This is a genomic window from Actinacidiphila glaucinigra, assembly GCF_900188405.1.
Classification (GTDB): Bacteria; Actinomycetota; Actinomycetes; order Streptomycetales; family Streptomycetaceae; genus Actinacidiphila; species Actinacidiphila glaucinigra.
Genome location: NZ_FZOF01000028.1, coordinates 98,853 through 125,144, shown reverse-complemented (window position 1 = coordinate 125,144; position 26,292 = coordinate 98,853). Strand labels below are relative to the sequence as shown.

Sequence of the window (26,292 nt, the reverse complement as noted above, 5' to 3'; positions counted from 1 at the left end):
CAGGTGGCCGGGCAGTTCCTGGCGGAGTCCACCACCATCGGGCTCCTCGGCGGCGTCGTCGGCGCGGCGCTCGGCGTGGTGGCCGTCGTCTGCGTGGCCGCCGTGAAGCACTGGACACCGGTGCTGGACCTGGGCCTGGCCCTCGGAGCCCCGGTGGCCGGCGCCCTCGTGGGCCTGCTCGCCGGCCTCTACCCGTCGCTGCGCGCCGCCCGCATGGAACCCGTCGACGCCCTGCGCGCGCCCTCCTGACCCCGTGCACGCACCCGGCACCCGGTGGCCGCGGGTGCCGGGTGCGAACGCCCAGGCGAAGGCAGAGCGGTCCGGCCTGCACCCGCCGATGCATACGCCGGCGATATGTCGTGCTGTCTAGGCTTCGGGCATGCGTGTACTGATCGTCGAGGACGAGCCCTATCTGGCCGAGGCCGTCCGTGACGGTCTGCGGCTGGAGGCGATCGCCGCCGACATCGCCGGCGACGGCGACTCGGCCCTGGAACTGCTGAGCGTCAACTCCTACGACCTCGCGGTCCTCGACCGCGACATCCCCGGCCCGTCCGGCGACGAGGTCGCCCGGCGCATCGTCGCCTCCGGCAGCGGCATCCCGATCCTCATGCTCACCGCCGCCGACCGGATCGACGACAAGGCCTCCGGGTTCGGGCTCGGCGCGGACGACTACCTCACCAAACCGTTCGAGCTGCGGGAGCTCGTCCTGCGGCTGAGGGCGCTCGACCGCAGACGCGCGTACGCCCGGCCTCCGGTCCGTGAGATCGCGGGCCTGCGGCTGGATCCCTTCCGCCGTGAGGTCTTCCGCGACGGACGCCATGTCGCGCTCACCCGCAAGCAGTTCGCCGTCCTCGAAGTCCTCGTCGCCGCGGAAGGCGGTGTCATCAGCGCCGAAGAACTGCTGAAGCGGGCCTGGGACGACCACGCCGACCCCTTCACCAACGCCGTCCGCATCACGGTCTCCGCACTGCGCAAGCGCCTCGGCGAACCATGGCTCATCGTCACGGTGCCCGGGGTCGGCTACCGCATCGGCACCGGCGGCACCGCAGCCAGCCGTACGTAGACGCCCGGCGCTCAGCGCCCGGCCGCCCTGCCGGCGTCCGAGGGGCTGTCCAGGACCTCGGGGTCCGGTACCGTCCCGGACGGTCTGTGGACCGCGTCACAGCCCGGCGCCGCGGGCGGCGGAAGGCCGCTGGTACCGCGAGTCCCAGGAAAACGGGACGACTCCCTGGGCGCCCCGCTCCGCCGCACTGTGGATGCGTCGGAGAACGAACACACCTACGTCGGGAGTGACACCATGACGACCACACTGATCACGGGAGCCAACAAGGGGCTGGGTTACGAGACCGCGCGCCGCCTGATCGCGGAGGGCCACACCGTGTGGATCGGCGCCCGCGACGCGGAGCGGGGCCGTCAGGCCGCCGAGCGGCTGGGCGCGTCCTTCGTCCGGCTGGACGTGACCGACGACGACTCCGTCGCCACCGCCGCGCGGACGGTCGAGGCCCAAGGCGGCCTGGACGTGCTGATCAACAACGCCGGCATCGAGGTGCGCCGGGCGGACAACAGCGTCGTGCCCACCGTGGAGACCACCGCCGACGAGATGCGGAAGACCTTCGACACCAACGTCTTCGGTGTCGTACGCGTCCTCCACGCCTTCGTGCCGCTGCTCCGGAAGTCCGCCTCCCCGGTCGTCGTCAACGTCAGCAGCGGTCTGGGTTCGCTGCACCACGTCGCCGACCCGGACCAGCCGGCCTACATGTTCCCGGGCATGGACTACCCGGCGTCGAAGCTGGCGGTGAACATGATCACCGTCCAGTACGCGAAGGCGCTGCCGGACTTCCGGATCAACTCGGTCGAGCCGGGCTTCACGAAGACCGACCTGAACGGCAACACCGGTTTCCAGACGGTCGAGCAGGGTTCCGAGATCATCGTCCGCATGGCGCTCGTCGGCTCCGACGGCCCGACCGGCGGCTACTTCGACCGCAACGGCGCGCTCCCCTGGTGACGACCGGTCCCCTTGCCGCCCCCCTGGCGGCGTCCCTGAGCGGGCCGCCGCAGGGGGGCGGGGGAGGCCGGCCGCCGGAAGCGCGCCGTCAGGGCGTGCGGGCGGTCAGGCGTGGAAGCTGTACATGGGGCCGAGGGACTTCCAGGAGTGGAGGTTCCCCGCGGGCTCGGTCGTCGAGGGGCCCGTGCAGTCCGTGTTCTTGTAGAACGTGACGGGCCGGTCCGTCATGTTGATGTTCGCGAGGATCCCGTACGGCGCCGTCACGCAGTCGGTGTCGACGTCCCGGTAGAGCGCCGTGCGCCCCGTGAACCACTCCGTTTCGAAGACGCAGAGGCTGCCCGCGGTGGTGCACCGGGAGTCCCCCCTGTCCACGGCGATCGGGCCGGACGTCGCCGACGCCGAGGTGGGGGCCAGCCCCAGCAGAAGTCCGGCGGCGGTCGCCGCCGCGGCCGCTGCGGCGCGCTTGTAACCGAATCCGTGCATGACTCTCCTTCGTGACGCGGGGCGGGGAGATGGGGTGCTGAGGCGTCCCAGCCTGGCCCGGCCGCGAGGAAATGGTCAACGATTCAACTAGATATGGCCGGTTCCGAGCCCGCCCTCTTGACGCACGACGAGGAGGCCGTAGGCGCCGTACCGGCGGGTTAAGCTATGGCAATGACGGCGGATGCTCCCCTGGACGCAGAAGAAGAGCGCTTCTGGCGTGCCCTGCAACGCGTGATGACCGCGTTGCCGAAGGCTCTGGATGACGACCTTCTGAAGTCGACCGGGCTGACGCTGTCCGAGTACTCGGTGCTGATGTTCCTGTCCGAGGCCAAGGACCGCGAACTGCGGATGATCGATCTGGCCGAGCTCACCCGCCTCTCGGCCAGCCGCATCTCACGGGTGGTCGACTCGCTGAAGGCCCGCGGCTGGGTGGCCAAGCGCCGGCACGAGGTGGACGCGCGGGGCAGCGTGGCGACCTTGACCCAGGGCGGGCTGGAACGGCTGGAGGCCGCCTACCCGTCGCTCCTGGCCAGTGCGCGCAGGCGCGTGATGGACCACGTGGACTCCGCCTCCCTCGCGAGCATGGCCGTCCAGTTCGAAAGCGTCGCGGAGCACCTGGGCTAGCGTCTCCGGGCAAACCCGGTGGCGCACTCGGGCCGTGAGGGGCCAGCATGCGGGGCATGACCGACCGAGCGACGCGATGGACCCAGGCGACCGTCTACCCCGACATGTGGGTCGACCCGGACGACGACCCCCGCAACACCGACGGCCCGAGCCCGGAGGGCGAGCTCGCCACTCTCCACGACTACCTGACGAGCTACCGCATGACCCTGCGGATGAAGTGCCAGGGCCTGGACGCGGAGCAACTGGCCCGCCGTTCGGTCCCGCCGTCGACGATGTCGCTGCTCGGCCTGGTCCGGCACCTCGCGGAGGTGGAACGCGACTGGCGGAACTGGATCAGCGACGGCGAACCGCTGCCGAAGCTGTACGGCCCGCGTGACGCGGACTTCGACGGTGCCGTCGCCGATCAGGCCGTGGTCGACGCCGCCTACCGCGACCTGGAGCGCGAGCAGGCCGCGACCGACGCGGCGCTGGCGGAGCACCCGGAGCCGGGCGCGCGCGTGGGCAAGGACGGGATGGCGGTCAGGGAACTGCTCGTGCACAGGGTCGAGGAGTACGCCCGCCACTGCGGTCACGCCGACCTGCTGCGCGAGTGCGTCGACGGCAGGGTCGGCCAGTGACGTGGGGCCGGGGTCCTTCGACCCCGGCCCCACCTCGTCCGGCCCGCCCGCCGCCTAGCGGCCGCGGGCGGACGCCCGGTTCGGTACGACCATCCTCGAGGTGTCGACCAGCGCGAGCCCGGCAAGTCCCAGCAGGGGCAGGACGGTCAGCTGCCAGAGGCCGGCGCCGCCCCAGCCGAGCGCGTCGACGAGTCGGGCGAAGAGCAGCCCGGAGAACGCGGCCGGAACGTAGTACGTCAGCATGAACAGGCCCGAGCCCCGGCCGACGAGTTCGGGGCGCACGGCGCGCTGCATGGCGGTGGTGCAGTTGGTGAAGAGGATGCCGCTGGCGAAGGTGCCCATGAGGAAGGCGAGGGCGTACTGGGCCGGGGCCGACGTGGCGTACTGGTAGGTGAGCGCCGCGGTGCCGGACGTGGCCACGAACCCGACGGCCAGCAGGAGCCGCTGGTTGACGCGGTCGCCGAGCCAGCCGGCCGGCAGCGCCATCATCGCGCCGAAGCCGAAACAGGAGACGGCCAGCGCCGCCTGCCCGGCGCCGAGCCCGAGGTGCTCGCGCAGGAACGTCGGGTAGAGCCCGAGGAAGCCGTAGTTCACCAGGCCGGTCACGGCGCAGACGACGCCAATGCCCAGGGTGTTGCGGTTGCAGGGGCCGGCCGGCACGTGGTCGTAGCGGTCGGCGGGCGTGCCGCCGCCGGGTCCGGAGCCGGTGACCGCCTCGGTCATGGTGCGGCTGACGGTGGCGGTGATGAGCAGGGCGATGCCCAGGCCGGCGGCCGCGAACACGTAGAACGGGTCGCGCCAGCCTCCCCAGGTGCCGGCGACGCCGTTGCCGATCAGCGGACCGAGGAAGACGCCCGCGCCGAAGGCGACGCCGACGACGCCGGCGGCGACCGCCCGGCGGTGGAAGAAGTAGGCGCCGATGACCGCGTACAGGGCGGTGGCCTGCATGCCCTCACCCACGCCGGAGAGTAGCCGGTAGACGCCCATGTCGGCGAAGCCGGCGGCGAAGGGGATCGCCAGGGTGCCCAGGGAGTAGACGACGACGCTCAGCACGAGGACGCTTCTGCGGCCGATCCGGTCCATCAGGTAGCTCGTGGGAAGTCCGACCAGGGCCATGCCGAGCGTGAAACCGGTTGCGAGCAGCCCTCCTTGGTCGAGGGAGAAGCCGAACTCCGCGCGGATCTCCGGCAGCAGGGGGTAGAAGACCTGCCGGTCCATGGCGTTGACCATGTACGAGACGCACAGCACCGCGAAGCCGACGGCGGCACCGGCGCGTGTGAGGGGCCTGGGTGAAGGCGGGGCGGGAGCGGCCTTCGCAAGGGGTCCGTCGATCACGTGAGGTTCCTTGGGGGACGACGACAGGGGGTCGCACGTTTGAACGGACGACTGTCCGTATGACGTACACGTGACGTGCTGGCCGCAACGATGAGCGACACGTGGAGGGCTGTCAATACATCGCGCGCGACCCCGCGACGCCTCCATCACGGAGCGAGTGGTTGCTGCGGTGCGAGCGATTCCCAGGTCGCGGGCACGGGGGTCCACGGTTGAGCGGACAGATGTCCGTGACTATTTGCTTACGCATGCACTTGTGTTACGGTCGCGCTTACGCGCCCTTGTCCCGCCGCCTCGGGGAGCGTCAGGCCCGCCGGCGGGACGACGACCGGAGAGACCCTTGAGTTCAAGCGCCGCGGCCGCCACGTCCCGGGCTGGACACCGGCCCCGGCACCAGTACCAGCACCGCCTCCCGGCGGGAGTCCCGCCGTGCGGCCCCCCGTGCGACGTGACCCCGAACGCCGGTCGACGAACGGAGAGCACGATGGGAAGCCACAGCAGCGAGGTCCGGGACGGCATGCGCATCGACTGGGACGTCCCGATCCCGATGGACGACGGAGTGGTGCTCCGGGCGGACGTCTACCGCCCTGTGGCCGAGGGGCGCCATCCCGTGATCATGACCCATGGACCGTATGCCAAGGGACTGGCCTTCCAGGAGGGCTACCCGGGCATGTGGGGGCCGCTGTCCACCAAGTACCCGGACGTCACCGCCGGTTCGTCCAACCGGTACCAGAACTGGGAGACCGTCGACCCCGAGAAGTGGGTGCCGGAGGGGTACGCGTGCGTCCGCGTGGACTCGCGCGGCGCAGGCCGCTCGCCGGGCCTGCTCGACATCTTCTCCCCGCGCGAGACCGAGGACTACCGCGCCTGCATCGAGTGGGCGGGCACCCGGCCGTGGAGCAGCGGCAAGGTGGGCCTGCTCGGCATCTCGTACTACGCGGTGAACCAGTGGCAGGTGGCGGCCCTGCGCCCGCCGCACCTCGCGGCCATCTGCCCCTGGGAGGGGGCCAGCGACCTCTACCGGGAGTTCGCCCGCCACGGCGGGATCCTCAACACCTTCACCTCCGTGTGGTACCCGGCCCAGGTCGCCTCGGTGCAGCACGGCGTCGGCGAGCGCGGCGCGCGCAACCCGAACACCGGCGAGTTCGTCGCGGGCCCCGGCACGCGCCTGGAACCGGAACTGGCGGCACTGCGTACCGACGCGCCGGCCGAACTGCTCTCCCGTCCGCTGGACGAGGCCTACTACCGGGAGCGCTCACCGGAGCTCGAGAAGATCACCGTGCCCGTCCTGTCGGCCACCAACTGGGCCCACCACCTGCACACCCGCGGCGGCTTCGAGGGGTACGCCCGCGTCGGCTCGGCGGACAAGTGGCTGGAGGTGCACGGCCTGGAGCACTTCGCGGAGTTCTACACCGACTACGGCGTGGCCCTTCAGAAGCGCTTCTTCGGCCACTTCCTCAAAGGCGAGGACACCGGCTGGGACCTTCAGCCGCCCGTCCAGCTCAACGTCCGGCACGTGGACGGCGCGTTCGAGCGGCGCCCGGAGCGGGAGTGGCCCCTCGCCCGGACCAGGTGGACCGAACTCCAGCTGAACGCAGGCGCCCTGACGATGGGCGAGGAGGCCGCCCGCGAGGAGGCGAGCGCCGACTTCGACGCGGCCGGCGACGGACTGACCTTCACCACCGAGCCGTTCCCCGAGGACGCCGAGATCACCGGGCCCGCGGCCGCCCGCCTCCACATCGCGTCCACGACCACCGACGCGGACCTGTTCCTCACCCTGCGGGTGCTCGACCCTGACGGCGCGGACGTCACCTTCGTCAGCGGGCTCGACCCCGCGGGAGTGGTCGGGGCGGGCTGGCTGAGGGCCTCCCACCGTGCCACCGACCCCGAGCGCAGCCTGCCGCACCGGCCCTGGCACACGCACGACCGGCCGCAGCCGCTCACCCCGGGCGAGGTCGTGGCACTCGACGTGGAGATCTGGCCCACCTCCGTCGTGGTGCCGGCCGGCCACAGGGTCGCCCTCACCGTCACGGGACGCGACTTCGAGCTGCCCGGCGACGGCCCCTGGCCCAGCACGTACGGCGTACCGATGAAGGGGCACGGCATCTTCCTGCACAACGACCCCGACGACCGGCCGTCCGAGGTCTTCGCCGGTACGACCACCCTCGTCTCGGGCCCCGCCCACCCCTCCCACCTGCTGCTCCCCTTCGTGCCCCGGAACGCCCGGCCGGCCGGGTGACGCAGCCGCGCAGCGACGGGGGCACGGGGAGGTGAGGATTCCGGCGTGCGCGGTACGGATCCCTGTGGCGACGGAGATCCGCACCGGCACAGGGGAGTCCCATGACCGTCTCACTGATCACCGGCGGCACCAGGGGCCTCGGCCGGGAGACCGCCCGCCGGCTGATCGGGCTGGGGCACACCGTGCACGTCGGCGGCCGCGACGAGGGCCGCGGCCGCGCGGCGGCCGACGAGCTCGGGGCGCACTTCCTGCCCCTGGACGTGACCGACGACGCCTCCGTCGCGGCGGCCGCGGCGGACGTCACCCGCCGGGAGGGCCGGCTCGACGTCCTGGTCAACGGGGCCGGGGCCTTCGAGGGCATGCGCGGGGCCGATGAGGTCACCGCGGCCGTCATGCGCCAGGTCTTCGAGACCAACGTCTTCGGCGCGGTGCGCATGACGCACGCCTTCCTGCCCCTGCTCGCGGTCTCCGAGGCGCCCGTCATCGTCAACGTCAGCTCGGTGTTCGGCTCGTTCGGGACGGTCACCGATCCGGGCCGCCCGGAAGCAAGGATCCTCCTGCCGGTCTACGCGTCGTCGAGGGCGGCGCTGAACATGCTCACGGTGCAGTACGCGAAGGCCCTGCCCGGCCTGCGCGTCAACGCCGCCGAGCCGGGGCTGACCGGGACGGACCCGTACGGAAGCGGCAGCGGGACGGTCGAGGAGGGCGCCGAGGTGATCGTCCGGCTGGCGACCCTCGGCCCGGACGGTCCCACCGGGACCTTCTCCGGTCCGGACGGCCCCCTGCCCTGGTGACCCACGCGGTCAGCCCACGCTCCGGTCCCGCCCCGCGAGCACGCCGGCGGCCAGCTGCGCCACCATCAGGACGGCCAGGAGGACCAGGGGGACCCGCCAGCCGTCGGTGCGCTCGTAGAGCGCGCCGACCAGGAACGGGACGGGGATCGACAGCAGGTAGCCGGTGCTCTGGGCGAACGCGGAGAGCCGTACCACCGTCGCGCTGTTCCGGCCGCGCAGCCCGATCATCGTCAGGGCGAGCGGGAACGAGCAGTTGGCGACGCCGAGCAGCACCGCCCACACCCAGGGCGCGGCGGCCGGCGCCGCCCACAGCCCCGCGTAGCCGGCCAGCCCGAACACCCCGAGCGCGACCGCGATGCCGCTCTGCCGCCGCAGCCGCCCCGCGAGGGCGGACAGCGCGAAGGACAGCGGCACCCCCAGCAGCGAGGTGACGGCGAACAGCAGGCCCGCCGTCCCGGGCGGCAGCCCCGCGTCGCGGAACATCTGGGGCAGCCAGCCGATGACGACGTAGGCGGCACCGGCCTGCAGGCCGAAGTACGCGGCGAGCGCCCATGCGGTGGGGGAGCGGGTCATCCCGGCGCCGGGCCCCGGCCCCGGCCCCGACGCGGGGCCGGGCGGCGGCACGGACGCGGACTGCGGCGCCCGGTCCGCCGTACGGATGCGTGCCAGCGCGATCCACGGGGGTACGGCGAGGGCCGCCACCACACCCCAGGCCCCCAGCCCCCACCGCCACTCGCCGCCGAACGCCCCGGACAGCGGCACGGTCGCGGCGGCCGCGACCGCGGCGCCCAGGTTGAGCGCCATGGAGTAGAGGCCGGTCATACGGCCGACCTGGTCGGGGAAGCGCTGCTTGACGACCACCGGCAGCAGCACATTGGCCACGGCGATCCCGGCGAGCGCGAAGGCGCTGAGCGCCAGGAACAGCACGGTGCCGCCGGCGAGGGGCCGCAGCACGAGCCCCACGGCGACCACGGCCGTACCCGCCGCGACGACCGCCGAGGGCCCGTACCGGCGGGCGAGCCGGGGCGCGGCGACGCCGACCAGGGCGAAGCAGAGCGCCGGCACGGAGGTGAGCAGCCCGGCCACGGCACCGCTCATCCCGAGGGCGGACCGCGCCTCGGCCAGGACGGGGCCGAGGCTGGTGACGGCGGGACGGAGGTTGAACGCCACCAGCAGTAGCGCCACCACCGCGAGGCCGCGGGTGCGCGCGCGGGCGCCCGGCCGGGCCGGATCGCGCCGTTCCGCGGACCGGCCCGGGACCCTGCGGCGTATAATCATGGGATGAGTCTACGTCCCGTGTCCCGTCCTTCCGGGCTCTTCGAGCAGGTGGTGTCCGGACTGCGCCGCCAGATCACCTCCGGGGCCTGGCCGGTGGGCTCGCGTATCCCGACGGAGCCGGAACTCGTCCGGCAGCTGGGCGTGGCCCGCAACACCGTCCGCGAGGCCGTGCGCGCCCTCGCCCACAACGGGCTGCTGGACATACGCCACGGCTCGGGCACGTACGTCGCGGCGACCAGCGAGCTCTCCGGGGTGATGCGGCGCCGCTTCGAGAAGGCCGGGCAGCGGGACGTCACCGAGGTGCGCGGTGCCCTGGAGTCGGCCGCGGCCGGCCTGGCCGCGACACGCCGCACGGCGGAGGACCTCGCCCGGCTCGACATGCTGCTGGCCCTGCGGGAACGCGCCTGGGACTCGGGCGACCGGGACGCGTTCGTGGACGCGGACAGCGCCTTCCACCTGGCCGTGGTGGCCGCCTCGCACAACGAGGTGCTGGCCGAGCTCTACGCGGACCTGGGCCAGGTCGTCAGGGACTCCCTGAAGGAGCACTTCGGCGCCCCCGCGCTGCGCCCCGGGGACCACATGGACCACGCGCGCCTGCTGGACGCCATCCGCGCCGGCGACGCGGCCACTGCGACCGGGGAAGCCGCCTCCCACACCTCCGGCTGCCGGCTCGGCGGCTGAGCCCGGCGGGCGTGCGGCCCGTCACGCCGGCAGCGCGCCCGTCCGCACGGCCTCCTCCCTCAGCCGCGCGGCGGTCCTGCCGACGTCGTAGCCGGGGCCGACTCCGCCGACGAGGACGACCTCGCCGTCCAGGTGGCGGGTGCGCAGCGGAAGGATCTCCTGGTAGGCGTCCGACCGGTACCAGGCGCGCGCCCGGTCGATGTCCGGGAACTCGATCAGGACGACCGTCCCCGGCCACCGCCCCTCGACGACCTCCACGGTCGCCCCGTGGACGGCGAAGCGGCCGCCGAAGGGGTCCAGGGTGTCCTGGATGCGCTCCATGTAGGCGAAGACCTCCTCGTGGGGCCGCGCGGGACGAAGGTGGCCGACGGCGTAGGCGGTCATGGCTGCTCCCTGGGGGTCGTGGGTGTCCGGCGTCCGTTCCGTCCGACGGCCCTGATCCTGCCGGGGTGCCTCCGGGCCGGTCGATGACGCCGGAGGTAATCGCGGGCGTGCGAGCTTCATCACATTCGGGTCATATCGCCACGGTTCGGACATGGCTGCGAGGTCCGGTGCGGGGACCCGTCCGGAACGTGCGCCGGGGGCCGGAGTGGCGCTCGCCCTCACGCACGGAGGAGGCCTCCGCGGCTGCCGCTTCGCCCGCGGTCGACGGGCCGTCAGCAACCCGACGGACACGTGGAATCAGGGCAGGAGGACCGTTGTGACGGCCGCACGGAACGGCCTCCCGCGGTGGCCCCGCCTTCGCCCCCCGGGGTCCCCGCGGTGAACCCTCCGGCCGGCCGGGGACCTTGCCGCGGCGGGCCCGCCGAAGCCGCCGCCGCCCCGGCCGGACGTAGCCGACATCACATCCCGCCCTGTCCAACCGTCCGCCCACACTGGGCAGTCAGCCCGGCCTGAAGCAACCCGATGGACGGAGTGACATGGGTCATACGCGAATATCCCGGCGAGCCGTGGCGGCGGCGGCCGTCGCAGGCGTGGCGGTACCCGTGGCCGCGGGAGCCGCGACGGCGGAGGCGGCCTCCGCGACGCCCCGGGTGAGCTGCGCCTCCGCGGCGCCGGGCCTGGCCGCGGAACTCCAGCGGGACATCACGAAGGCGCTGGCGGGCGGCACCGCCCGTACCGCCGTCTCCCTGCACGACCGCACCACCGGGACGGCCTGCGCGCTCCGCGCGGACCAGCACTTCGACTCCGCCAGCACGGTCAAGGTCACCGTCCTGGCGACCCTTCTGCGGGACGCGCAGCAGCACCACCGCCACCTCACCTCCCGCGAGGCGCGACTCGCCACCGCCATGATCACGAAGTCGGACAACGACGCCACGACCGCGCTGTGGAAGCAGCTCGGTGTCGCCGAGGTCGACGACTTCCTGGCCGCGGCCGGGATGAACCACACCACGCCGGGCGCCGCCGGGGCCTGGGGCCTCACCCAGATCACCGCCGGGGACGAGCAGAAGCTGCTGGACCTGCTCACGACCCCGAACGCCGTGCTCGGCGGCAACGCGCGCGCCTACGCCCTCAAGCTGATGAACCAGGTCGTCCCCTCCCAGCGCTGGGGCACCCCCGCGGGCGCCCCCGACTCCGCGGTCGTCCACGTCAAGAACGGCTGGCTCTCCCGCGCGACCCACGGCTGGCGTGTGCACAGCCTGGGCGCCTTCACCGGCGGCGGGCACGACTACACCGTCACCGTCCTCACCGACGACGACAAGACGATGGCCTCCGGCATCGCCACCATCCAGGCCGTCTCCCGCGCGATCCACCAGGACCTCGACGCGGCCTAGACGCCGCGGCTGTACTTTTCGTCCAGGCTGGACGTACAGTCCAGCCATGGAGAAGGCGCGAGTTGACGAGGGCGACCCCCGGGTACGGCAGTGGGCCCCGGTGTGCCAGGCCGTGGCCCTGCTGCTGAGCCCGTACGCCGAGGTGGTCCTGCACGACGTGGCCGACGACCGCGTCCTGGGGATCTGGAACCCGATGACGCGGCGCACCGCGGGTGACCCCTCGCTGCTGGGCGAGCTCGACGGGCTGGACCCGTCCGCGCACGACGTCTACGGCCCGTACGAGAAGCTGCTCGCCGACGGGCGCAGGCTCTCGTCCGTGAGCGCGGTCCTGCGGGATGCCGACGGCGAGCCCTCCGCGGTGCTGTGCGTCAACCTCGACCGGACACCCCTGGAGCAGGCGGCGTCGGTGCTCGCCTCCTTCGCCGCGCCCACCGTGCCGCGCCCGGAGCCGCTCTTCGAGCAGGACTGGACCGAGCATGTGCAGCGCACCGTCGGCACCTACACCCGTGAACGGGGCTGCCCGGTGGAACGCCTCGGCCGCGAGGACCGGCTCGCGATCCTCGGGGAGCTCGACCGGGCGGGGGTGTTCGCGATGCGCCGCGCGGTGCCCGTCGTGGCCGGCGCCCTGCAGGCGTCCCGCTCCACCGTCTACGCCCTGCTCGCCGATCTCAAAGCACAGAGGAAGCACCCGTGAGCCGACTCCCCGACTTCCGGCTGGAAACGTACTTCTCCCGCTGGGAGTTCACCGCCCGGCACCATCTGACGGCCTCCGACGCGGAGACCATGACCCTTCCCGAGCTGCTGGAACTCGCCGATGCCGAGGACCGGCACGCCTGGGAGACGCTCTCCCTCGGTTACACGCAGACCTGTGGCGACCCCGGGCTGCGCGAGGCGATCGCCGCGACCTACGAGCGCGCCGGCGCCGACGACGTGATCTGCTTCGCCGGCGCCGAAGAGGCGCTCTACCTGGCGATGCAGGTGCTTCTCGGCCCCGGCGACCACGCGGTCGTCGTCACCCCCAACTACCAGGCGGCCGAGACCGTGCCGCTCTCGCTGTGCGAGGTGACGGGCGTCCCGCTCGACCCCGAGCGGGACTGGGCCCTGGACATCGACCGGGTGGCGGCGGCGCTGCGCCCCAACACCCGCGTCGTCTCCGTCAACTTCCCCAACAACCCGACCGGCAAGGTCATCGGCGCCGCCGACTTCGCGCGCCTGGCCGAGCTCTGCGACGAGCGCGGCATCCACCTGTTCAGTGACGAGGTCTACCGCGGCCTCGAACGCGACCCGGCCCGCACCCTGCCGCAGGCCGCCGACCTGTCGGACCGGGCACTGTCGCTGAACGTCACGTCCAAGTCGCTCGGCCTGCCCGGGCTGCGGATCGGCTGGATCGCCTGCCGGGACCCGCGGTTGCGCTCGCGGCTGGAGCGTGCCAAGCACTACACCACGATCTGCAACTCCGCGCCCAGCGAGGTGCTCGCCCGGATCGCCCTCAAGGCCCGCGACCGGATCCTGGACCGCAACCGCGCCCTGATCGCCGCCAACCTCCCGCTCTTCGACGCCTTCTTCGCCGGGTTCGACGACCTGTTCGCCTGGCGGGCACCGGACGGCGGCTGCGTCGCCTACCCCCGCTACCTCGGCGCCGAGGGCGTGGAGCGCTTCTGCACCGAACTCGTCGAGCAGGCGGGGGTCCTGCTGCTGCCCGCGAGCATCTACCGTTCCGAGCTCACCGATACGCCCGCCGACCGCTTCCGCGTCGGCATCGGGCGCCGCGACCCCGCCCCCGCTCTGGAGGCCTTCGACGGCTGGCTGCGGGCACGCCGATGACCGTCCCCGTCCTGGGCCCGGCGGAGATCGAGGCCGCCGCCCGGCCCGGGCTGGTGCTGGACGCCGTCCGAGCCGCGCTGATCGCCCACGCGGCGGGCCGCACCACCGTGCCGCCGCCGACCCACCTGAACTTCCCCGCCGCGGACGGCGACTGCCATGTGAAGACGGGCTGGATCGACGGATCCGACGACTTCACCGTGAAGATCGCCTCCGGCTTCTACCGCAACCCGCTGCGCGGGGAACCCGTCAACCACGGCCTGGTCTGCGTCATCAGCGCGCACACCGGCCGGGTCCGCGCCGTCCTCGACGACGGCGGACGCCTCACGGCCTGGCGCACCGCCGCCGCGGGGGCGCTCGCCGGCCACGCGCTGGCCCGGCACGACGCCCGCAGCGTCGGGGTGTTCGGTACCGGCGAGCAGGCCCGGCTCCAGGTGCGGTGGCTGGCGATGCTGCGACCCGTCGGCCCGGTCCTCGTCCACGGTCGCGACGAACGGCGGGCGGCCGCCTTCTGCGACCACCTGGCCGGGCACGGGCTGAGCGCCGCGCCCGCCCCCGCGGCGGAGGCCGCGGGCGCCGACATCGTCGTCACCGCCACACCGGCCGTCGCGCCGGTACTGGACGCCGACGCCGTCCGCCCCGGCACGCACGTCACCGCCGTCGGAGCGGACATGCCGCACAAGAACGAGCTGCCGCCCGCGCTCTTCGCCCGCGCCGGCGTCATCGCCACCGACGACCACGAACAGTGCCTCCACCACGGCGACCTCGCGCACGCCGTCCGCGCGGGCGCGGTACCGCGGGACGCCGACGTCCCCCTCGGGGCGCTGCTCCTCACCCCGCCGGACCGCACGGACACCGCCGTGACGATCGCCGACCTCACGGGCGTCGGCGCCCTCGACGCCGCCGTCGCCTCGGCGGTGGTCCGGGAACTCCTGCGCTGAGGCCGGCGCCGGGCCGCGACCGCCCCGCCGCACCTCAACGCGGCTCAGCGGCGCGGGGCGACGAACAGGCTCTGCACACCGCGTCCGATGGGGCCCTGCTCGTCGTGGAGGGCGGCCTCCGCCATGCCCACCCCGTAGGGGTCGACGGTGGTGCGGGCGTCGAGGCAGACCCACTCGCCCACGGGGTGGCGGTGGAGGTGGACGGTGAGATCGGGGTTGACGAAGAGGTGCGTGGAGAAGTCCAGCACGTTGCTCACGCCGTTGCCGGAGTCCGCGGCCACCAGCACGCGGTCCAGGGGAGCGGTCTTCTCTCCCGCGACGAGCGGGACGCGCATGCGCAGCCAGCAGGTGGCGGGCCCGCGGTCGAGGAAGGACCCGGAGGTGAAGCGGGTCTCCATGGCCGTGTGGTAGCCGGTGTCCCACGGCACGGGGAAGAACGGCTCGGGGCGGGCCTGCCCGGGTCCGGGAAGGGCGGGCTCCTGGGCTGCGGAACCGGGATCGCCACCGGGGCCCGCGGCGGGTACGGTGCCGGGCGCGATGCGGATGCGCAGGGCCCGCGCCCGCATGATCTCCGCGCCGCCGTCCGGCGCCAGGGAGGCCTCGACCAGCTCCACGCTGCGCCCCTCGCGCAGCACGCGGGTGGTCACCGTGAGCGGGGCCAGCGGCACCGGGCTGTGGATCTCGAAGGTGATCCGCACCAGGCGCATGTCCTCGCGGGCGCCGGGACGCGTCTGCACCGCGCGGCCGAGCAGGGCCGCGGGCGGCCCGGCGTGCTGGCTCGCGGCGTCCCAGGGGCCGCGTGTGAGAGCGGTCGGGACGAAGCGATCGTCCGCCACCCGCTCGTAGAAGGCCTCGACATCACTGTGGTCCGGCATGCTCACCGCTGTTCTCCCGCCCGCTGACGACGGAACCGAGGCTACTGGCGAGTAGGTGCCGTGTCACCGGGGCGGGCCGGTCCGTCAGGCGGCGGGCACCGTCAGCTCGAACCACGTCGTCTTGCCGGTCGCCGTCCGGTCGGTGCCCCAGGCGTCGCTGAGCAGCGCGAGGATCTCGATGCCGCGTCCGCCCTCCGCCTCCCCGTCGGCGACGCGCCGGACGGGGGTGCGGGGGTTGATGTCCTCGACCTCGCACCGCAGGAAGGCGCCCTGGACGCGCAGGTTCAGCCGGACCGGCCCGCGCGCGTGGCGCAGGGCGTTGGTGACCAGCTCGCTGACCAGGAGTTCCAGGGTGTCGGCGAGATCGCCGAGGCCCCAGCCGCCCGCCTGGGCCCTGACCAGCCCGCGGGCGCGGCCGACGGAGGTCAGCTCGTGCGCCAGCGGCCAGGAGGAGTGCCGGGCGGTGGTGCGTCCGGCCGGTGCGTGCAGGGGGCGCACGGGCTCCAGCGTGCGGGACCACAGTCTGAGCTGCCTGGCGAGCCAGGACGCGGGGGTGTGCGCCTCGTCCGTGCCGACGGCCTGGGTGGCCATGGTGATCATTCCCTTCGCTGCCGGAGCGCGGAGCCCGGCGACGTTTCCTGTAGCACCCGCTACATCCACCAAAGATACATGTAGCGGGTGCTACGGTAAAGAAACGGCAATTCGGGTGAATCGGCCAACCGGAGGTGTGCGATGCCGCGACGGGCCGATCCCGCCAAACGGCGGGAACTCCTCGACCGCGTGCGCGCGTACGTGGTCGCACACGGCCTGGCGGATCTGTCCCTGCGACCGATGGCCAAGGCTCTGGGTACCAGCGACCGGATGCTCCTCTACTACTTCGGCAGCAAGGAACGCCTCGTCGCCGAGGCGCTCGCGCAGGACGCCGACCGGCCGATCCTGCGCTTCCGCAAGGTCGTCGACGCCGTCGGCACACCCCGGGACGCTACGGGCATGCGGCGCCTGGCGGAGGCGCTGTGGCGGGAGATCCGCGCTCCCGAGCGGCGAGCGCTGCTGCCGCTGTACTTCCAGTCGATGGCCTCCTCCATGCTGCGGCCCGAGCGGCACGGCCCCTACCTGGGCGGCGTGATCACCGAGTGGGCAGATCTCCTCGCCCCCGTCTTCGAGGGCCTCGGAATGAGCGGGGAACGGGCCCGTATCGAGGCCCGCATGCTGGTGGACGGCGCCTTCGGCATGCTCGTCGCGTCCCTCGCCGACGGCGACGAGGAAGGCGCGGACCTCGCGTACCGCACGCTCCTCGACCGCCTCGAAGCGGGCTGGTGCGCCGGGGACCGCACCCCCGGGCCCGCCGCGGCTCCGTGATCCCGGGCCGGGTGGCCGGGTGTCACGCCCCTGCCAGTGCCTCCTCGGCCGCCTTCAGCGCCGTCTCGCGGTCGGCCGGGACGAGCCCGACGCGGGTCCGCCGGTCGAGGAGGTCGCCGGTGTCGAGCGCCCCCTCGTGGCGTACGGCCCACACCAGTTCGGCGCGCGTGACGGGGTGGCCGGGGACGACCGGCTCCCGCAGGGCCGGGTCGGCGGCCCCTAGGGCGTGCACGGCGGGGGCCTCGGTGCCGTAGCGCTGCACCAGGCGGCGCGGGGCCTGCAGGCCGGTGAGCACGTGCGGCGCGGCGGCGCCCACGAGCGGCAGCGACGTGGTGCGGCAGGGTCCGGCGCCCAGCCCGCGGGCCGCGACGGCCGCGTCGACGGCGTCCTGGGCCATGCGGCGGTAGGTGGTGAGCTTGCCGCCGACGACGGTGACCACCCCCTCGGCGGAGGTGAGCACGGCGTGCCTGCGCGAGATGTCGGCGGTGCTGCCCGAGCCGTCGGCGGAGGTGTCGAGCAGCGGGCGCAGCCCGGCGAACGCCCCCACCACGTCCCCCCGGTGGACGGGGACGTCGAGCGCCGTGCCGAGGACGTCGAGCAGGAAGCCGATGTCCGTCTCGGGCACCTCCGGCACGTCGGGGACGGCACCGTCGACCGGCTCGTCGGTCAGCCCCACGTACACCCGGCCGTCGCCCTGCGGCAGGACGAGCACAAAGCGGTTGGACTCGCCGGGGACCGGTATGTGCAGGCCCGCGGGCAGGCCGCCGAGGCCGTCGGAGCGCAGGACCAGGTGCGTGCCCCGGGACGGCCGCAGCCGCACGCCGTCCACCAGGCCGCCCGCCCACACACCGGAGGCGTTGACCACCGCGCGGGCCCGGATCGTGTGCTCCGCGCCGGTCAGTTCGTCGCGTACGAGGGCGCCCGAGCCGCCGAGCGAGACCGCGCGCACCCGCGTCAGGACACGCGCCCCGTGCGCCGCGGCGGTCCGGGCGATCGCGGTCACCAGGCGGGCGTCGTCGGCGAGTTGCCCGTCCCAGGACAGCAGGCCGCCGCGCAGCCCCGCCGTGCGCAGGGCGGGCGCGAGATGGCGGGTCTCCACCGCGGACAGCCGGCGCGGCGCCGGGAGCGTGGCCCGCGCCGTCCGGGCCGACAGGCGCAGCGCGTCGCCGGCCCGGAATCCGGACCAGGCCAGCGCCGCCTGGCCGCGCGAGACCAGCGGGGTCAGCGGCAGCACGAAGGGCTGGGCGCGGACGAGATGCGGGGCGGTGCGCTCCATCAGCACGCCGCGCTCCACCGCACTCTCGTACGCGACGTCCAACTGACCGGAGGCCAGGTAGCGCAGACCGCCGTGGATCAGTTTGGAGCTCCACCGGGAGGTGCCGAAGGCCAGGTCGTGGGCGTCGATCGCGGCGACCGACAGCCCGCGGGACGCCGCGTCGAGAGCCGCGCCCGCGCCGGTCGCGCCGAGGCCGACGACGAGGACGTCCACCTGCTCACCGGCGGCGAGTTCCGCCAGTTCGCGGGACCGCCGCGCGGCGGTGAGCGAGGACGCGGGGGAGGGGGCCGGGCTGCTCATGGGGCTCATGGGGCTCATGGGGCGAGGATCCTCTCCAGGATGTCCCGCAGCTCCCCGAGGAAGGCCGCGGAGTTGAGGTCGGGGTCGTCCTCGTCCGTCATGGTGCGCAGCGAGAGCGTGAACGACTGGACGGCCAGCAGCACGGAACGGGCCTGCCGGACGGTGTGGCCGGGGCGGACCGAGCCGTCCGCGTGGCCCTCCTCCAGGGCGCCGGCGATGAGCTCCAGCAGTGCGTCCTGACTGGCACCCCGGCGGTCCAGCACATAAGGGAGGAGGAGTTCGGGGTCGACGTCGAGGATCTTGACGAACAGCGGATGGGCGCGGAAGGCGCGCACCCCCGCCACCAGCCCCTCGACCATGTGCGTCCGGGTGCTGGTGTCCTCGCGCCGCTCGGGCATCGCCTGCACCGCGACCGAGACCCACTCACGGGTCATCAGGTCGCCGACGAGCGTGCGCACGTCGGGCCACCGCCGGTAGAGCGTCATACGGGAGACGCCGGCGCGGCGGGCCACGTCGGTCAGGGTCGTACGGCGGACGCCGACGGCCAGGACGCAGTCGCGGACCGCGTCGAGCACCGGATCGCTGTCCGAGGTGTTGTGACGAATAGGCGCCATGTGTCACAGTGTAACGCCCAGCGGGGGCCGCAGGAGACTGCACCCCCGGAAACGACCGGTGAGGACGAGCCCGTGGACATGTTGTGGAGCGGCTGGGGCGACCCGGCCGAAGCGGCCCCGCTGCCCGACACCGTGACCGGCCTGCTGCGCGACCTGCTGGGCGTCAAGCCCCGAGGCGCGGAGACCACCGCCCTGGAGGACATCGCCGTACCCGGCTCCCCGCTCACCGAAGAGGCCCGGCAGGACCTCGTCGACTGCGTGGGCGACCCGGCCCACGTGCGCACGGACGCCGAGACCCGGATCCGCCACACGCGCGGCAAGTCCACCCCCGACCTGCTGCGCATCCGCGCCGGCGACGTCGACGACACCCCGGCGGCCGTCGTGCTGCCCGCCGGCCACGACGAGGTCCTGGCGGTCCTCGCGGTCTGCGCCGAACACGGCCTCGCCGTCGTCCCCTTCGGCGGCGGCACCTCCGTCGTCGGAGGCCTCGCCCCGCAGCGGCGGCGCCCCTTCGTCGCGCTGGACCTGCGCCGCATGAACCGGCTGCTGTCCCTGGACGCCGTCTCCCGGACCGCGATCCTCCAACCGGGGCTCCGCGCCCCCGAGGCCGAGGCGCTCCTGGCCGAACAGGGCTTCACCCTGGGCCACTTCCCCCAGTCCTACGAGTGGGCCACCATCGGCGGATTCGCCGCCGCCCGCTCCAGCGGCCAGGCCTCCGCGGGCTACGGCCGCTTCGACGAGATGGTGCTGGGCCTGACCGTCGCCACCCCGCGGGGCACCCTCGACGCCGGGCGGGCCCCCCGCTCCGCGGCCGGCCCCGACCTGCGCCAGCTCGTCCTCGGCTCCGAGGGCGCTCTGGGCGTCATCACCTCCGTGACGGTGCGGATCCGCCCGATCCCCCAGGTCAAGGTCTACGAAGGCTGGCGCTTCGCCTCCTTCGCCGAGGGCGCCGCCGCCCTGCGCCGGCTCGCCCAGGACGGGCCCCGCCCGACGGTGCTCCGCCTCTCCGACGAGACCGAGACGATGGTCGGCCTCGCCCAGCCCGACGCCATCGGCTCGGAAGGCGCGGCCCCGGCCGGCTGCACGGCGATCACCGGCTACGAGGGCACCGCGCAGGACACCGCGCTGCGCCGGGAGCAGGCCGCGGCCGTACTGCGCGAGTGCGGCGGCGAGTACCTGGGCGAGGAGCCCGGCGAGCGCTGGGCGCACGGCCGCTTCTCCGCCCCCTACCTGAGGGACTCGCTCCTCGACGCGGGCGCCTTCGCCGAGACCCTGGAGACCGCCGGCTTCTGGTCCCGGATCGCGGAGCTCTACGACTCCGTGCGCGAGGCCCTCACCACGACGCTGGCGGCGGCCGGCACCCCGCCGCTGGTGATGTGCCACATCTCGCACGTCTACGAGAACGGCGCCTCACTCTACTTCACCGTCGTCTCGGCGCAGGGCGAGGACCCCGTGGCGCACTGGACCCCCGCCAAGGCGGCCGCCAACGAGGCCATCCTCGCCGCGGGCGGCACCATCACCCACCACCACGGCGTGGGCACCGACCACCGCGACTGGTACGTCCGGGAAGCCGGACCGCTCGGCATCGAGGCCCTGCGCGCCGTCAAGGACGCGCTCGACCCCGACGGGCTCCTCAACCCGGGCATCCTGCTGCCCGCCCGCTGACCCCGCCCGCTGACCCGCTGACCCCGCCCGCCGTCCCCGGAGGCACACCACATGCGACAGTTCACGGCCGTCGTCAACCCCACCGCCGGGGGCTCCACCGGGGCGGCAGCTCTCCTCCCGCTGGCGAAACTGCTCCGGGAGGCGGGCGCGGAGCTGGAGACCGCTTACAGCGACAGCCTCCGGCACGCGCAGGAACTGGCACGCCGGGCCGGGGAGCGCGGGCACGTCGTCCTCGCCGTCGGCGGCGACGGCATCGTGGGCGGCATCGGCGGCGCCCTCAGCGGCACCGGTGCCGTGCTCGGCCTCGTCCCCGCCGGCCGCGGCAACGACTTCGCGCGCGCCCTCGGCCTGCCCACCGGGCCAGCCGAACTCGCCCGGATCCTGCTGCGGAACGAGCCGCGCGCCGTCGACACCATCGAGGTCGAGTCGGCGGTCCACGACCGGACCGTCGTCCTCGGCAGCGTCTACGCCGGCGTCGACGCGGTCGCCAACCACCACGCCAACACCTCCCGGCTGCTGCGCGGTCCGGCCTCCTACTACGCGGGCGGCCTGCGGGCGGTGGCCGGCTGGCGTGCCGCGGCCTACCGCGTGACCGTCGACGGCGTCGTCCACGAACGCCGCGGCTACACAGTCGTCGCCGCCAACTCCGGCTACTACGGCTCCGGCCGGGCCATCGCGCCCGGCGCCCGGGTCGACGACGGGCTGCTCGACGTCGTCATGATCCACGACGCGCCGCGCCGCCTCTTCTTCGCGCTGATGAACGACCTCAAGACCGGCGCGCACGTCGAACGCCCCCAGGTCGAGATCGTGCGCGGCAAGGAGATCCGCATCGAGGCCGACCGCGCGGTCCCGTACGGCGCGGACGGCGAGGTGGAGGCCGCCCTCCCCGTCACCGCGCGGATCCGGCCGGGAGCCCTGCGGGTGCTGTGCTGACCCGTGCGGTGGATAGGCTCGCGCGGTGCCCGAACACGCCTACCTCGCCGCGGTCCGTGAGTCCTACGACACCGTCGCCGCCGACTACGCGGCCAAGGTCAGCACCCCGGACGGACTCGACCCCCTCTCCCGCGCCATGCTGGCCGCCTTCGCCGAGACCGTCCGCACCGCCGACCGGGGCCCGCTGGCGGACCTGGGATGCGGCCCGGGGTACGTGACGGCGCACCTTGCCGCGCTGGGCGTGCCCGCGTACGGGGTCGACGTGTCGCCGCGGATGGTCGAGCTGGCCCGGGAGGCCCACCCGCACCTGCGCTTCACCGTCGGCTCCATGACCGCGCTCGACATCGCCGACGGTGAACTCGGCGGCGCCCTCGCCTACTACTCGACCCACCACACGCCGCCCGAGCTGCTGCCCGTCGTCTTCGCCGAGGTCCACCGCGTCCTGGCACCCGGCGGCCACCTGATGCTCGCCGGCTGGGCCGGCGACGACGAGCACGTCCACCCGGAGCACGCGTACGGCGGCCATCCGGTCTCCTACGGGCTGCACCTGCTCCCGGCCCCGCGGATCGCCGCGCTGATCGAGGAGGCCGGCCTCACCGTCACGGCACGACTGGTGCAGGAGCCCGGCGCGGGTGCGAAGCGCCCCGTGGCCACGTTCCTCGCGGAAAAACCCGAACGGCCCTGACGGCCGGGCCCCTTCCTCCGTCACCCTGCGGGCGGACCGATGTCCAGCCCGTTCTCGTCCAGGGCGTTGTACACCCTCACCCGGGTCTCCTCGAACACGAAGGTGATGTCCACGGTCCCGGACGGGACATCCTGGACCAGCCATTCGTAGAGATCGACCCGCGTGAGGCGGCGGCCGAGGAGAGCACGCAACCCCGCCAGCGGTTCCGCACGCCACCGCAGGTCGAAATCGAACCAGTCGACCGGACGGCGCGGGTCGACGCTGTTCCACGTCAGCGAGAGCTCGTCCAGCTTGTTGTGGTTGACCTCGACCTGCTCGCCGGCGAAGTCGAACAGTACCGGGCAGTCACAGAACCACTGGTCGTCCCGGGCGTCCCACACCAGCCACACGCCCGTCAGCGTGCGGCCCGCCAGGGACCCCAGACGTGCCCCGTGCTCGCGCACGACGGCCTCCCGACCGCCCACCCACCGCGGCCGGTACCCCTCGATGCCGAAGTCGGACATCGCGCCATCCTGCCAGAGCCCGCGCCGCGGGCTTGAACCGGCCGTAACGGGAGGTCATAGCGTTGTCGGCGTGATCGGGAACGACGACGACAGGCGTCTGTGGAGCATCGGCGAGGTGGCCCGCGCCACCGGGACGACCGTCCGCACGCTGCGCCACTACGACGAGATCGGCCTGCTCGGGGCGAGCGCACGCACCGCTTCCGGGCACCGCCGCTACACCGCGCGGGACGTACGGCGGCTCTACCGGGTGCGGGCGCTGCGCGCGCTCGGGCTGCCGCTGGACGAGATCCAGCGCGTCCTCGCGGACACCGCGGAGGACCTCGGGTCGATGCGCGAGCTGCTGACCGCCCAGCTGTCCGCGCTGGAGGCGCAGGCCGGACGGATCCAGCAGCTCACCGCGCAGCTCCGCGGGCTCCTCGGGCGGATGGACGGGGCGTCGATGCCCGATCCCGAACAATTCATGACGACCCTGGAGACGATGTCCGTGTTCGAGACCCACTTCACCACCGAACAGCAGGAGCAACTGGCCGCGCGCAGGGCCGAGATGGGCCCGGAGGGCGTCGAGGCCGCGAAGTCCGGGTGGGCCGGGCTCGTCGAGGCGCTGCTGGCGCACGCCGAGGCGGGCACCCCCGCCGACGACCCGGAGGTCGGGGACCTGGTCGCACGGTGGGACGCCCTGGGCAGCCGCTTCCACGCCGCGGGGGAGGACGGCGAGGCGACCAAGGCGGCCGCGCGTCGGCTCTGGGACGAGCGCGGCGAGGAACTCGCGCGGAACCTGCCGTGGTCCCCGGACCGGATGCGGGCCCTGCTGCGGTACGTGGCCGAGGTCCGCGAGGCCCGGTAGGCCCGGCCCGGGCGGCGACGTCCCGGAGCCCGGGAGGGCGCGGCGCCCACGCGGGCCGGCGAGGCCCCCGGGGGCCAGGCGTTTCCGGGTCGACGCGCCGACGCCGTAGCATCCGCTGGAGGGGCACGACGTCGGAAGGGACGCGATGAGCCTGGACGGGTCCGAGGGCGCACAGGCCGAGGACGTGGCGCTCACCCGGGCCGCGCAGGCCGGTGACGTCGCGGCGCTCGGCCTGCTCCTGGAACGCCACCGGGCCGGTATGCGCGCCGTCGCCCTGAGCATCCTGGGCCCGGGGCCCGACGTGGACGACGTGCTGCAGGACGCCGCGCTGACCGCGCTGCGCCGCGTGGGCGACGTCCGCGACCCCGCGGCGGTCGGGCCGTGGCTGCGGATGGTCGTCCGCAACGGCGCCCGTTCGCTGCTGCGCGGCACGGTACCGTCCGGGCCGCTCGACGACCTCGTCCTGCGCGCTGCGGACTCCGGCCCCGAGCGGTGGCTGGAGGACAACGCGCTGCGGGACTGGATCTGGGAGGCCGTCGAGCGGCTCTCCCCGGCGCTGCGGCTGCCGCTCGTGCTGCGCCACTTCACCACCGGCGTCAGCTCGTACGAGCAGATCGCCTCGGCCTGCGGGATACCCGTCGGCACCGTCCGCAGCCGGCTCAGCCAGGCCCGGGCGAAGCTCGCCCAGGCGCTCGCGGCCACCGCCGACGGCGCCCACGACGACACCGCCCGGCGCACCAGGGCCAGCAGGACCGAGGCCCGCGAGACCCTGGCGGCGGCCGAACGCGGCCACTTCGCCGACCTCCTGCGGGAACGCTGGTCCCCCGAGGTCGCCCTGCTCAGCGGCAAGGAGCGGGTGGGGGACAGCGGCCTGCTGATCCGCGGCATGGAATGCGACCTGACCGCCGGGGTGCGCCAGAGACTCGCGCACGCCGTCGCCGGGCGCTCGCTGACGGTCTGGGAGATGGACATCGTCAACCCGCCGGAGAATCCGGACCACTGCCCGCCCACCGTCGCCTGGGTGATGACCCACGACTCCGCGGGCCGGGTCCATCGCCTGCGCCTGCACCACCCCCGCCCCGTGCCCATCCCCGGCGCCGCGGCCGCCTGAGCGGAACCGCGGCGGGGCGGGCGTCCGGGGCGGGGCCGGCCGCGCCTCAGCTGTGGAAGCGGATGTAGCCGTCGCCGTCCGCGTCGGAGCCGCGCTTGGTGTACGCGTGGACGTCCGAGCGGCCGCCGGAGGGCTTGTAGAGGTAGATCGTGTCGCGGTCGTTGTTCCACAGGAAGTTGCAGTTGTCGCGGTAGACCACGTTGTTCTTGTCCGAGTCCGTGCCGTTGCCGCCGCGCAGCTTCACGAAGTCCCCGGGCTGGAGGTAGTGGTTCGCGGTGAAGGCGAAGCGGTTGCCCGTGGCGTCCTTGACGACGTAGCCCTTGAGGTTGACCGTCGCCGAGGCCGAGTAGTTCTTGATCGTCAGGTACTCCGCGCGGGTGTTGCCGGAGGAGCAGCTGTTGGAGTCCCGCCCGGGCGCGTCGTACTGCGCCCCGCGGATCTTGAGGGCCGAGCTGTACTCGGCGGCGTGCGCCTGGGTCGGTATGAGGACGGCGGCGGCACAGGCCGCGGCGAACGCGGCCACGCCGATGCGGACGTGCTTGGTCATGGGATTCCCCCCTGTTGGGAACGGGCCGTGCGCGGGTCACGCGCGCGGCGGAAGCAGGACGTTACATCAGAGCCGGCGTCACCCGTGAACGTGTCGCCGTTCCGGCACGCGCCCCGGTCCCCGCCGAGCGTGCGCCGGGTGGCCGGCCCCTCCGCCGACGTCCTGCGAGGTATCAAACCACTTCAGGTGAACCGGAGTCGGGCTTTCCGGAACATGGCCTCGCAAGCGAGGCAACCGGTCGGCAACGGGCGTATTCCGCCAGGTCGTCACTGTGCCGGGGTCGTGCACGAGGGGGGCGCGGGACTGCCAGGATGTGCGCATGAACGAGAACGATCAGGGGCGGGACGAACTGCTGGCGGCCGCGGTGGGGCTGCGTGAGCGTGGGGAGGCGGAGGCGGCCAGACAGCAGCTGGTCGCCCTCGCGGAGCGGTTCCCGGGGGACGGGCAGGTGGCCTACCAGGCGGCGTGGGCGCACGACGTGCTGGGCCTGGAGGCGGAGGCGGTGCCCTTCTACGAGCTGGCCCTGCGCGGGGCGGGGCTGTCCGAGGACGACCGGCGCGGCGCGCTGCTGGGCCTGGGCAGCACCTACCGGATCCTCGGCCGCTACGACGAGGCGGTCCGGCTGCTGCGCGTGGCCCTGATCGACTTCCCCCACGACGGCGCGCTGCGGACCTTCCTGGCGATGGCCCTGTACAACACCGGCGGACACCGCGAGGCCATGCGCATCCTGCTGACGCTGCTGGCGGACAGCAGCACCGACCCGGACATCGCGCGCTACCGGGGGGCCGTCGCGTACTACGCCGAGGACCTCGACGCGACCTTGTGAACGCGGCGGGCCGCCAGTTCCCTCCGCGCCGGTCGTCGGATCGGACGACCGTCGCCAGGCCGTCGTTGAGGGCCCCCGTCGAGGGAGACGCGGGTGAACTGCGGGCACCGTCGACGTCGCCGAGGCCGAAGGCGTGCGGGCGGCCGGTGCGCGGGTGCCCGTCG

At 73.8% G+C, this 26,292-nt stretch carries 29 protein-coding genes; 19 read left to right on the top strand and 10 right to left on the bottom strand.

Going from position 1 to position 26,292, the window contains the following annotated elements:
• From CHF15_RS36030 to CHF15_RS36020, 3 genes are all read left to right on the top strand, one after another.
• Positions 1-249: ABC transporter permease (locus CHF15_RS36030; RefSeq protein ID WP_143681716.1), on the top strand; the 249-nt coding region annotated here is incomplete at its 5' end.
• A gap of 130 nt (positions 250-379) precedes the next feature.
• Entirely contained in the window at positions 380-1,063 is a 684-nt protein-coding gene (locus tag CHF15_RS36025; RefSeq protein ID WP_089228127.1) for a response regulator transcription factor, read from the top strand.
• Between the two features lie 234 nt (positions 1,064-1,297).
• Positions 1,298-2,005: an SDR family oxidoreductase gene (locus CHF15_RS36020; RefSeq protein WP_089228126.1), complete on the top strand. Its 708-nt coding sequence runs from the start codon at positions 1,298-1,300 to the stop codon at positions 2,003-2,005.
• A gap of 105 nt (positions 2,006-2,110) precedes the next feature.
• Here CHF15_RS36020 and CHF15_RS36015 read toward each other — a convergent pair whose 3' ends face one another.
• Positions 2,111-2,488 (bottom strand): hypothetical protein, encoded by a 378-nt coding sequence (locus tag CHF15_RS36015; protein WP_089228125.1) that lies wholly within the window; start codon positions 2,486-2,488, stop codon positions 2,111-2,113.
• A 171-nt stretch (positions 2,489-2,659) separates the two neighbouring features.
• Between CHF15_RS36015 and CHF15_RS36010 the strand changes: the two genes are divergently transcribed.
• Both CHF15_RS36010 and CHF15_RS36005 read left to right on the top strand, forming a co-directional pair.
• Positions 2,660-3,112 carry a MarR family winged helix-turn-helix transcriptional regulator gene (locus tag CHF15_RS36010; protein WP_245939218.1) on the top strand — a complete coding sequence of 151 codons (453 nt, stop codon included), beginning with the start codon at positions 2,660-2,662 and terminating at the stop codon, positions 3,110-3,112.
• 47 nt (positions 3,113-3,159) lie between these two features.
• Complete coding sequence (locus CHF15_RS36005) at positions 3,160-3,729, top strand: DinB family protein (RefSeq protein WP_089228123.1); 570 nt, start codon at positions 3,160-3,162, stop codon at positions 3,727-3,729.
• Positions 3,730-3,783: 54 nt separating this feature from the next.
• Here CHF15_RS36005 and CHF15_RS36000 read toward each other — a convergent pair whose 3' ends face one another.
• Entirely contained in the window at positions 3,784-5,064 is a 1,281-nt protein-coding gene (locus CHF15_RS36000) for an MFS transporter (protein WP_179280110.1), read from the bottom strand.
• A gap of 481 nt (positions 5,065-5,545) precedes the next feature.
• On the opposite strand from CHF15_RS36000, the gene CHF15_RS35995 reads away from it, so the two are divergent.
• Both CHF15_RS35995 and CHF15_RS35990 read left to right on the top strand, forming a co-directional pair.
• Entirely contained in the window at positions 5,546-7,300 is a 1,755-nt protein-coding gene (locus tag CHF15_RS35995) for a CocE/NonD family hydrolase (RefSeq protein WP_220093368.1), read from the top strand.
• Between the two features lie 101 nt (positions 7,301-7,401).
• Positions 7,402-8,094, top strand: a complete 693-nt coding sequence (locus CHF15_RS35990; RefSeq protein ID WP_089228121.1) for an SDR family NAD(P)-dependent oxidoreductase — start codon at positions 7,402-7,404, stop codon at positions 8,092-8,094.
• Between the two features lie 9 nt (positions 8,095-8,103).
• Here CHF15_RS35990 and CHF15_RS35985 read toward each other — a convergent pair whose 3' ends face one another.
• Positions 8,104-9,372: an MFS transporter gene (locus CHF15_RS35985; protein ID WP_089228120.1), complete on the bottom strand. Its 1,269-nt coding sequence runs from the start codon at positions 9,370-9,372 to the stop codon at positions 8,104-8,106.
• A gap of 3 nt (positions 9,373-9,375) precedes the next feature.
• On the opposite strand from CHF15_RS35985, the gene CHF15_RS35980 reads away from it, so the two are divergent.
• Entirely contained in the window at positions 9,376-10,053 is a 678-nt protein-coding gene (locus CHF15_RS35980; protein ID WP_089228119.1) for a FadR/GntR family transcriptional regulator, read from the top strand.
• Positions 10,054-10,074: 21 nt separating this feature from the next.
• Here the strand turns inward: CHF15_RS35980 and CHF15_RS35975 are convergent, their stop codons facing one another.
• Positions 10,075-10,437 carry a DUF1330 domain-containing protein gene (locus CHF15_RS35975; RefSeq protein ID WP_089228118.1) on the bottom strand — a complete coding sequence of 121 codons (363 nt, stop codon included), beginning with the start codon at positions 10,435-10,437 and terminating at the stop codon, positions 10,075-10,077.
• A 536-nt stretch (positions 10,438-10,973) separates the two neighbouring features.
• On the opposite strand from CHF15_RS35975, the gene CHF15_RS35970 reads away from it, so the two are divergent.
• From CHF15_RS35970 to CHF15_RS35955, 4 genes are read left to right on the top strand one after another with little or no spacing between them, the layout of a single operon-like run.
• Positions 10,974-11,828 carry a serine hydrolase gene (locus tag CHF15_RS35970; RefSeq protein WP_089228117.1) on the top strand — a complete coding sequence of 285 codons (855 nt, stop codon included), beginning with the start codon at positions 10,974-10,976 and terminating at the stop codon, positions 11,826-11,828.
• Positions 11,829-11,874: 46 nt separating this feature from the next.
• Positions 11,875-12,522 carry a helix-turn-helix transcriptional regulator gene (locus CHF15_RS35965; RefSeq protein ID WP_089228116.1) on the top strand — a complete coding sequence of 216 codons (648 nt, stop codon included), beginning with the start codon at positions 11,875-11,877 and terminating at the stop codon, positions 12,520-12,522.
• Positions 12,519-13,652 carry an aminotransferase class I/II-fold pyridoxal phosphate-dependent enzyme gene (locus CHF15_RS35960; RefSeq protein WP_089228115.1) on the top strand — a complete coding sequence of 378 codons (1,134 nt, stop codon included), beginning with the start codon at positions 12,519-12,521 and terminating at the stop codon, positions 13,650-13,652. The genes CHF15_RS35965 and CHF15_RS35960 overlap by 4 nt, the downstream gene beginning before the upstream one ends.
• Entirely contained in the window at positions 13,649-14,590 is a 942-nt protein-coding gene (locus CHF15_RS35955; protein WP_089228114.1) for an ornithine cyclodeaminase family protein, read from the top strand. Before CHF15_RS35960 ends, CHF15_RS35955 begins: the two co-directional genes overlap by 4 nt.
• A 44-nt stretch (positions 14,591-14,634) precedes the next feature.
• Here CHF15_RS35955 and CHF15_RS35950 read toward each other — a convergent pair whose 3' ends face one another.
• Both CHF15_RS35950 and CHF15_RS35945 read right to left on the bottom strand, forming a co-directional pair.
• Positions 14,635-15,465 (bottom strand): thioesterase family protein, encoded by an 831-nt coding sequence (locus CHF15_RS35950; RefSeq protein ID WP_089228141.1) that lies wholly within the window; start codon positions 15,463-15,465, stop codon positions 14,635-14,637.
• Positions 15,466-15,549: 84 nt separating this feature from the next.
• Positions 15,550-16,056 (bottom strand): ATP-binding protein, encoded by a 507-nt coding sequence (locus CHF15_RS35945; protein ID WP_245939217.1) that lies wholly within the window; start codon positions 16,054-16,056, stop codon positions 15,550-15,552.
• A gap of 141 nt (positions 16,057-16,197) precedes the next feature.
• On the opposite strand from CHF15_RS35945, the gene CHF15_RS35940 reads away from it, so the two are divergent.
• The gene (locus CHF15_RS35940) at positions 16,198-16,824 is read left to right on the top strand and encodes a TetR/AcrR family transcriptional regulator (RefSeq protein WP_089228112.1); all 627 of its coding nucleotides are present in this window, start codon (positions 16,198-16,200) and stop codon (positions 16,822-16,824) included.
• Between the two features lie 22 nt (positions 16,825-16,846).
• Here the strand turns inward: CHF15_RS35940 and CHF15_RS35935 are convergent, their stop codons facing one another.
• Both CHF15_RS35935 and CHF15_RS35930 read right to left on the bottom strand, forming a co-directional pair.
• Complete coding sequence (locus CHF15_RS35935) at positions 16,847-18,409, bottom strand: glycerol-3-phosphate dehydrogenase/oxidase (protein WP_089228111.1); 1,563 nt, start codon at positions 18,407-18,409, stop codon at positions 16,847-16,849.
• 5 nt (positions 18,410-18,414) lie between these two features.
• Entirely contained in the window at positions 18,415-19,014 is a 600-nt protein-coding gene (locus CHF15_RS35930) for a TetR/AcrR family transcriptional regulator (RefSeq protein WP_089228110.1), read from the bottom strand.
• A gap of 78 nt (positions 19,015-19,092) precedes the next feature.
• Here CHF15_RS35930 and CHF15_RS35925 point away from each other — a divergent pair, with 78 nt between their 5' ends.
• The 3 genes from CHF15_RS35925 to CHF15_RS35915 are packed head-to-tail and all read left to right on the top strand — an operon-like array spanning position 19,093 to position 22,297.
• Positions 19,093-20,679 carry an FAD-binding oxidoreductase gene (locus CHF15_RS35925; protein ID WP_089228140.1) on the top strand — a complete coding sequence of 529 codons (1,587 nt, stop codon included), beginning with the start codon at positions 19,093-19,095 and terminating at the stop codon, positions 20,677-20,679.
• Between the two features lie 51 nt (positions 20,680-20,730).
• Positions 20,731-21,612 (top strand): diacylglycerol kinase family protein, encoded by an 882-nt coding sequence (locus CHF15_RS35920; RefSeq protein WP_089228109.1) that lies wholly within the window; start codon positions 20,731-20,733, stop codon positions 21,610-21,612.
• 25 nt (positions 21,613-21,637) lie between these two features.
• Positions 21,638-22,297 carry a class I SAM-dependent methyltransferase gene (locus CHF15_RS35915; RefSeq protein ID WP_089228108.1) on the top strand — a complete coding sequence of 220 codons (660 nt, stop codon included), beginning with the start codon at positions 21,638-21,640 and terminating at the stop codon, positions 22,295-22,297.
• A 20-nt stretch (positions 22,298-22,317) separates the two neighbouring features.
• On the opposite strand, the gene CHF15_RS35910 is transcribed toward CHF15_RS35915, so the two are convergent.
• Positions 22,318-22,800 (bottom strand): hypothetical protein, encoded by a 483-nt coding sequence (locus CHF15_RS35910; protein ID WP_089228107.1) that lies wholly within the window; start codon positions 22,798-22,800, stop codon positions 22,318-22,320.
• Positions 22,801-22,870: 70 nt separating this feature from the next.
• Between CHF15_RS35910 and CHF15_RS35905 the strand changes: the two genes are divergently transcribed.
• A complete protein-coding gene (locus CHF15_RS35905) occupies positions 22,871-23,644 on the top strand; it encodes a MerR family transcriptional regulator (protein ID WP_089228106.1) in 774 nt (257 codons plus the stop codon).
• Positions 23,645-23,789: 145 nt separating this feature from the next.
• Positions 23,790-24,755, top strand: coding sequence for an RNA polymerase sigma factor (locus CHF15_RS35900; protein ID WP_089228105.1), 966 nt, complete (start codon positions 23,790-23,792; stop codon positions 24,753-24,755).
• 46 nt (positions 24,756-24,801) lie between these two features.
• On the opposite strand, the gene CHF15_RS35895 is transcribed toward CHF15_RS35900, so the two are convergent.
• Entirely contained in the window at positions 24,802-25,302 is a 501-nt protein-coding gene (locus tag CHF15_RS35895) for a lamin tail domain-containing protein (protein WP_089228104.1), read from the bottom strand.
• 319 nt (positions 25,303-25,621) lie between these two features.
• On the opposite strand from CHF15_RS35895, the gene CHF15_RS35890 reads away from it, so the two are divergent.
• Positions 25,622-26,128 (top strand): tetratricopeptide repeat protein, encoded by a 507-nt coding sequence (locus tag CHF15_RS35890; RefSeq protein ID WP_089228103.1) that lies wholly within the window; start codon positions 25,622-25,624, stop codon positions 26,126-26,128.
• The last annotated feature ends 164 nt before the right edge of the window (positions 26,129-26,292 follow it).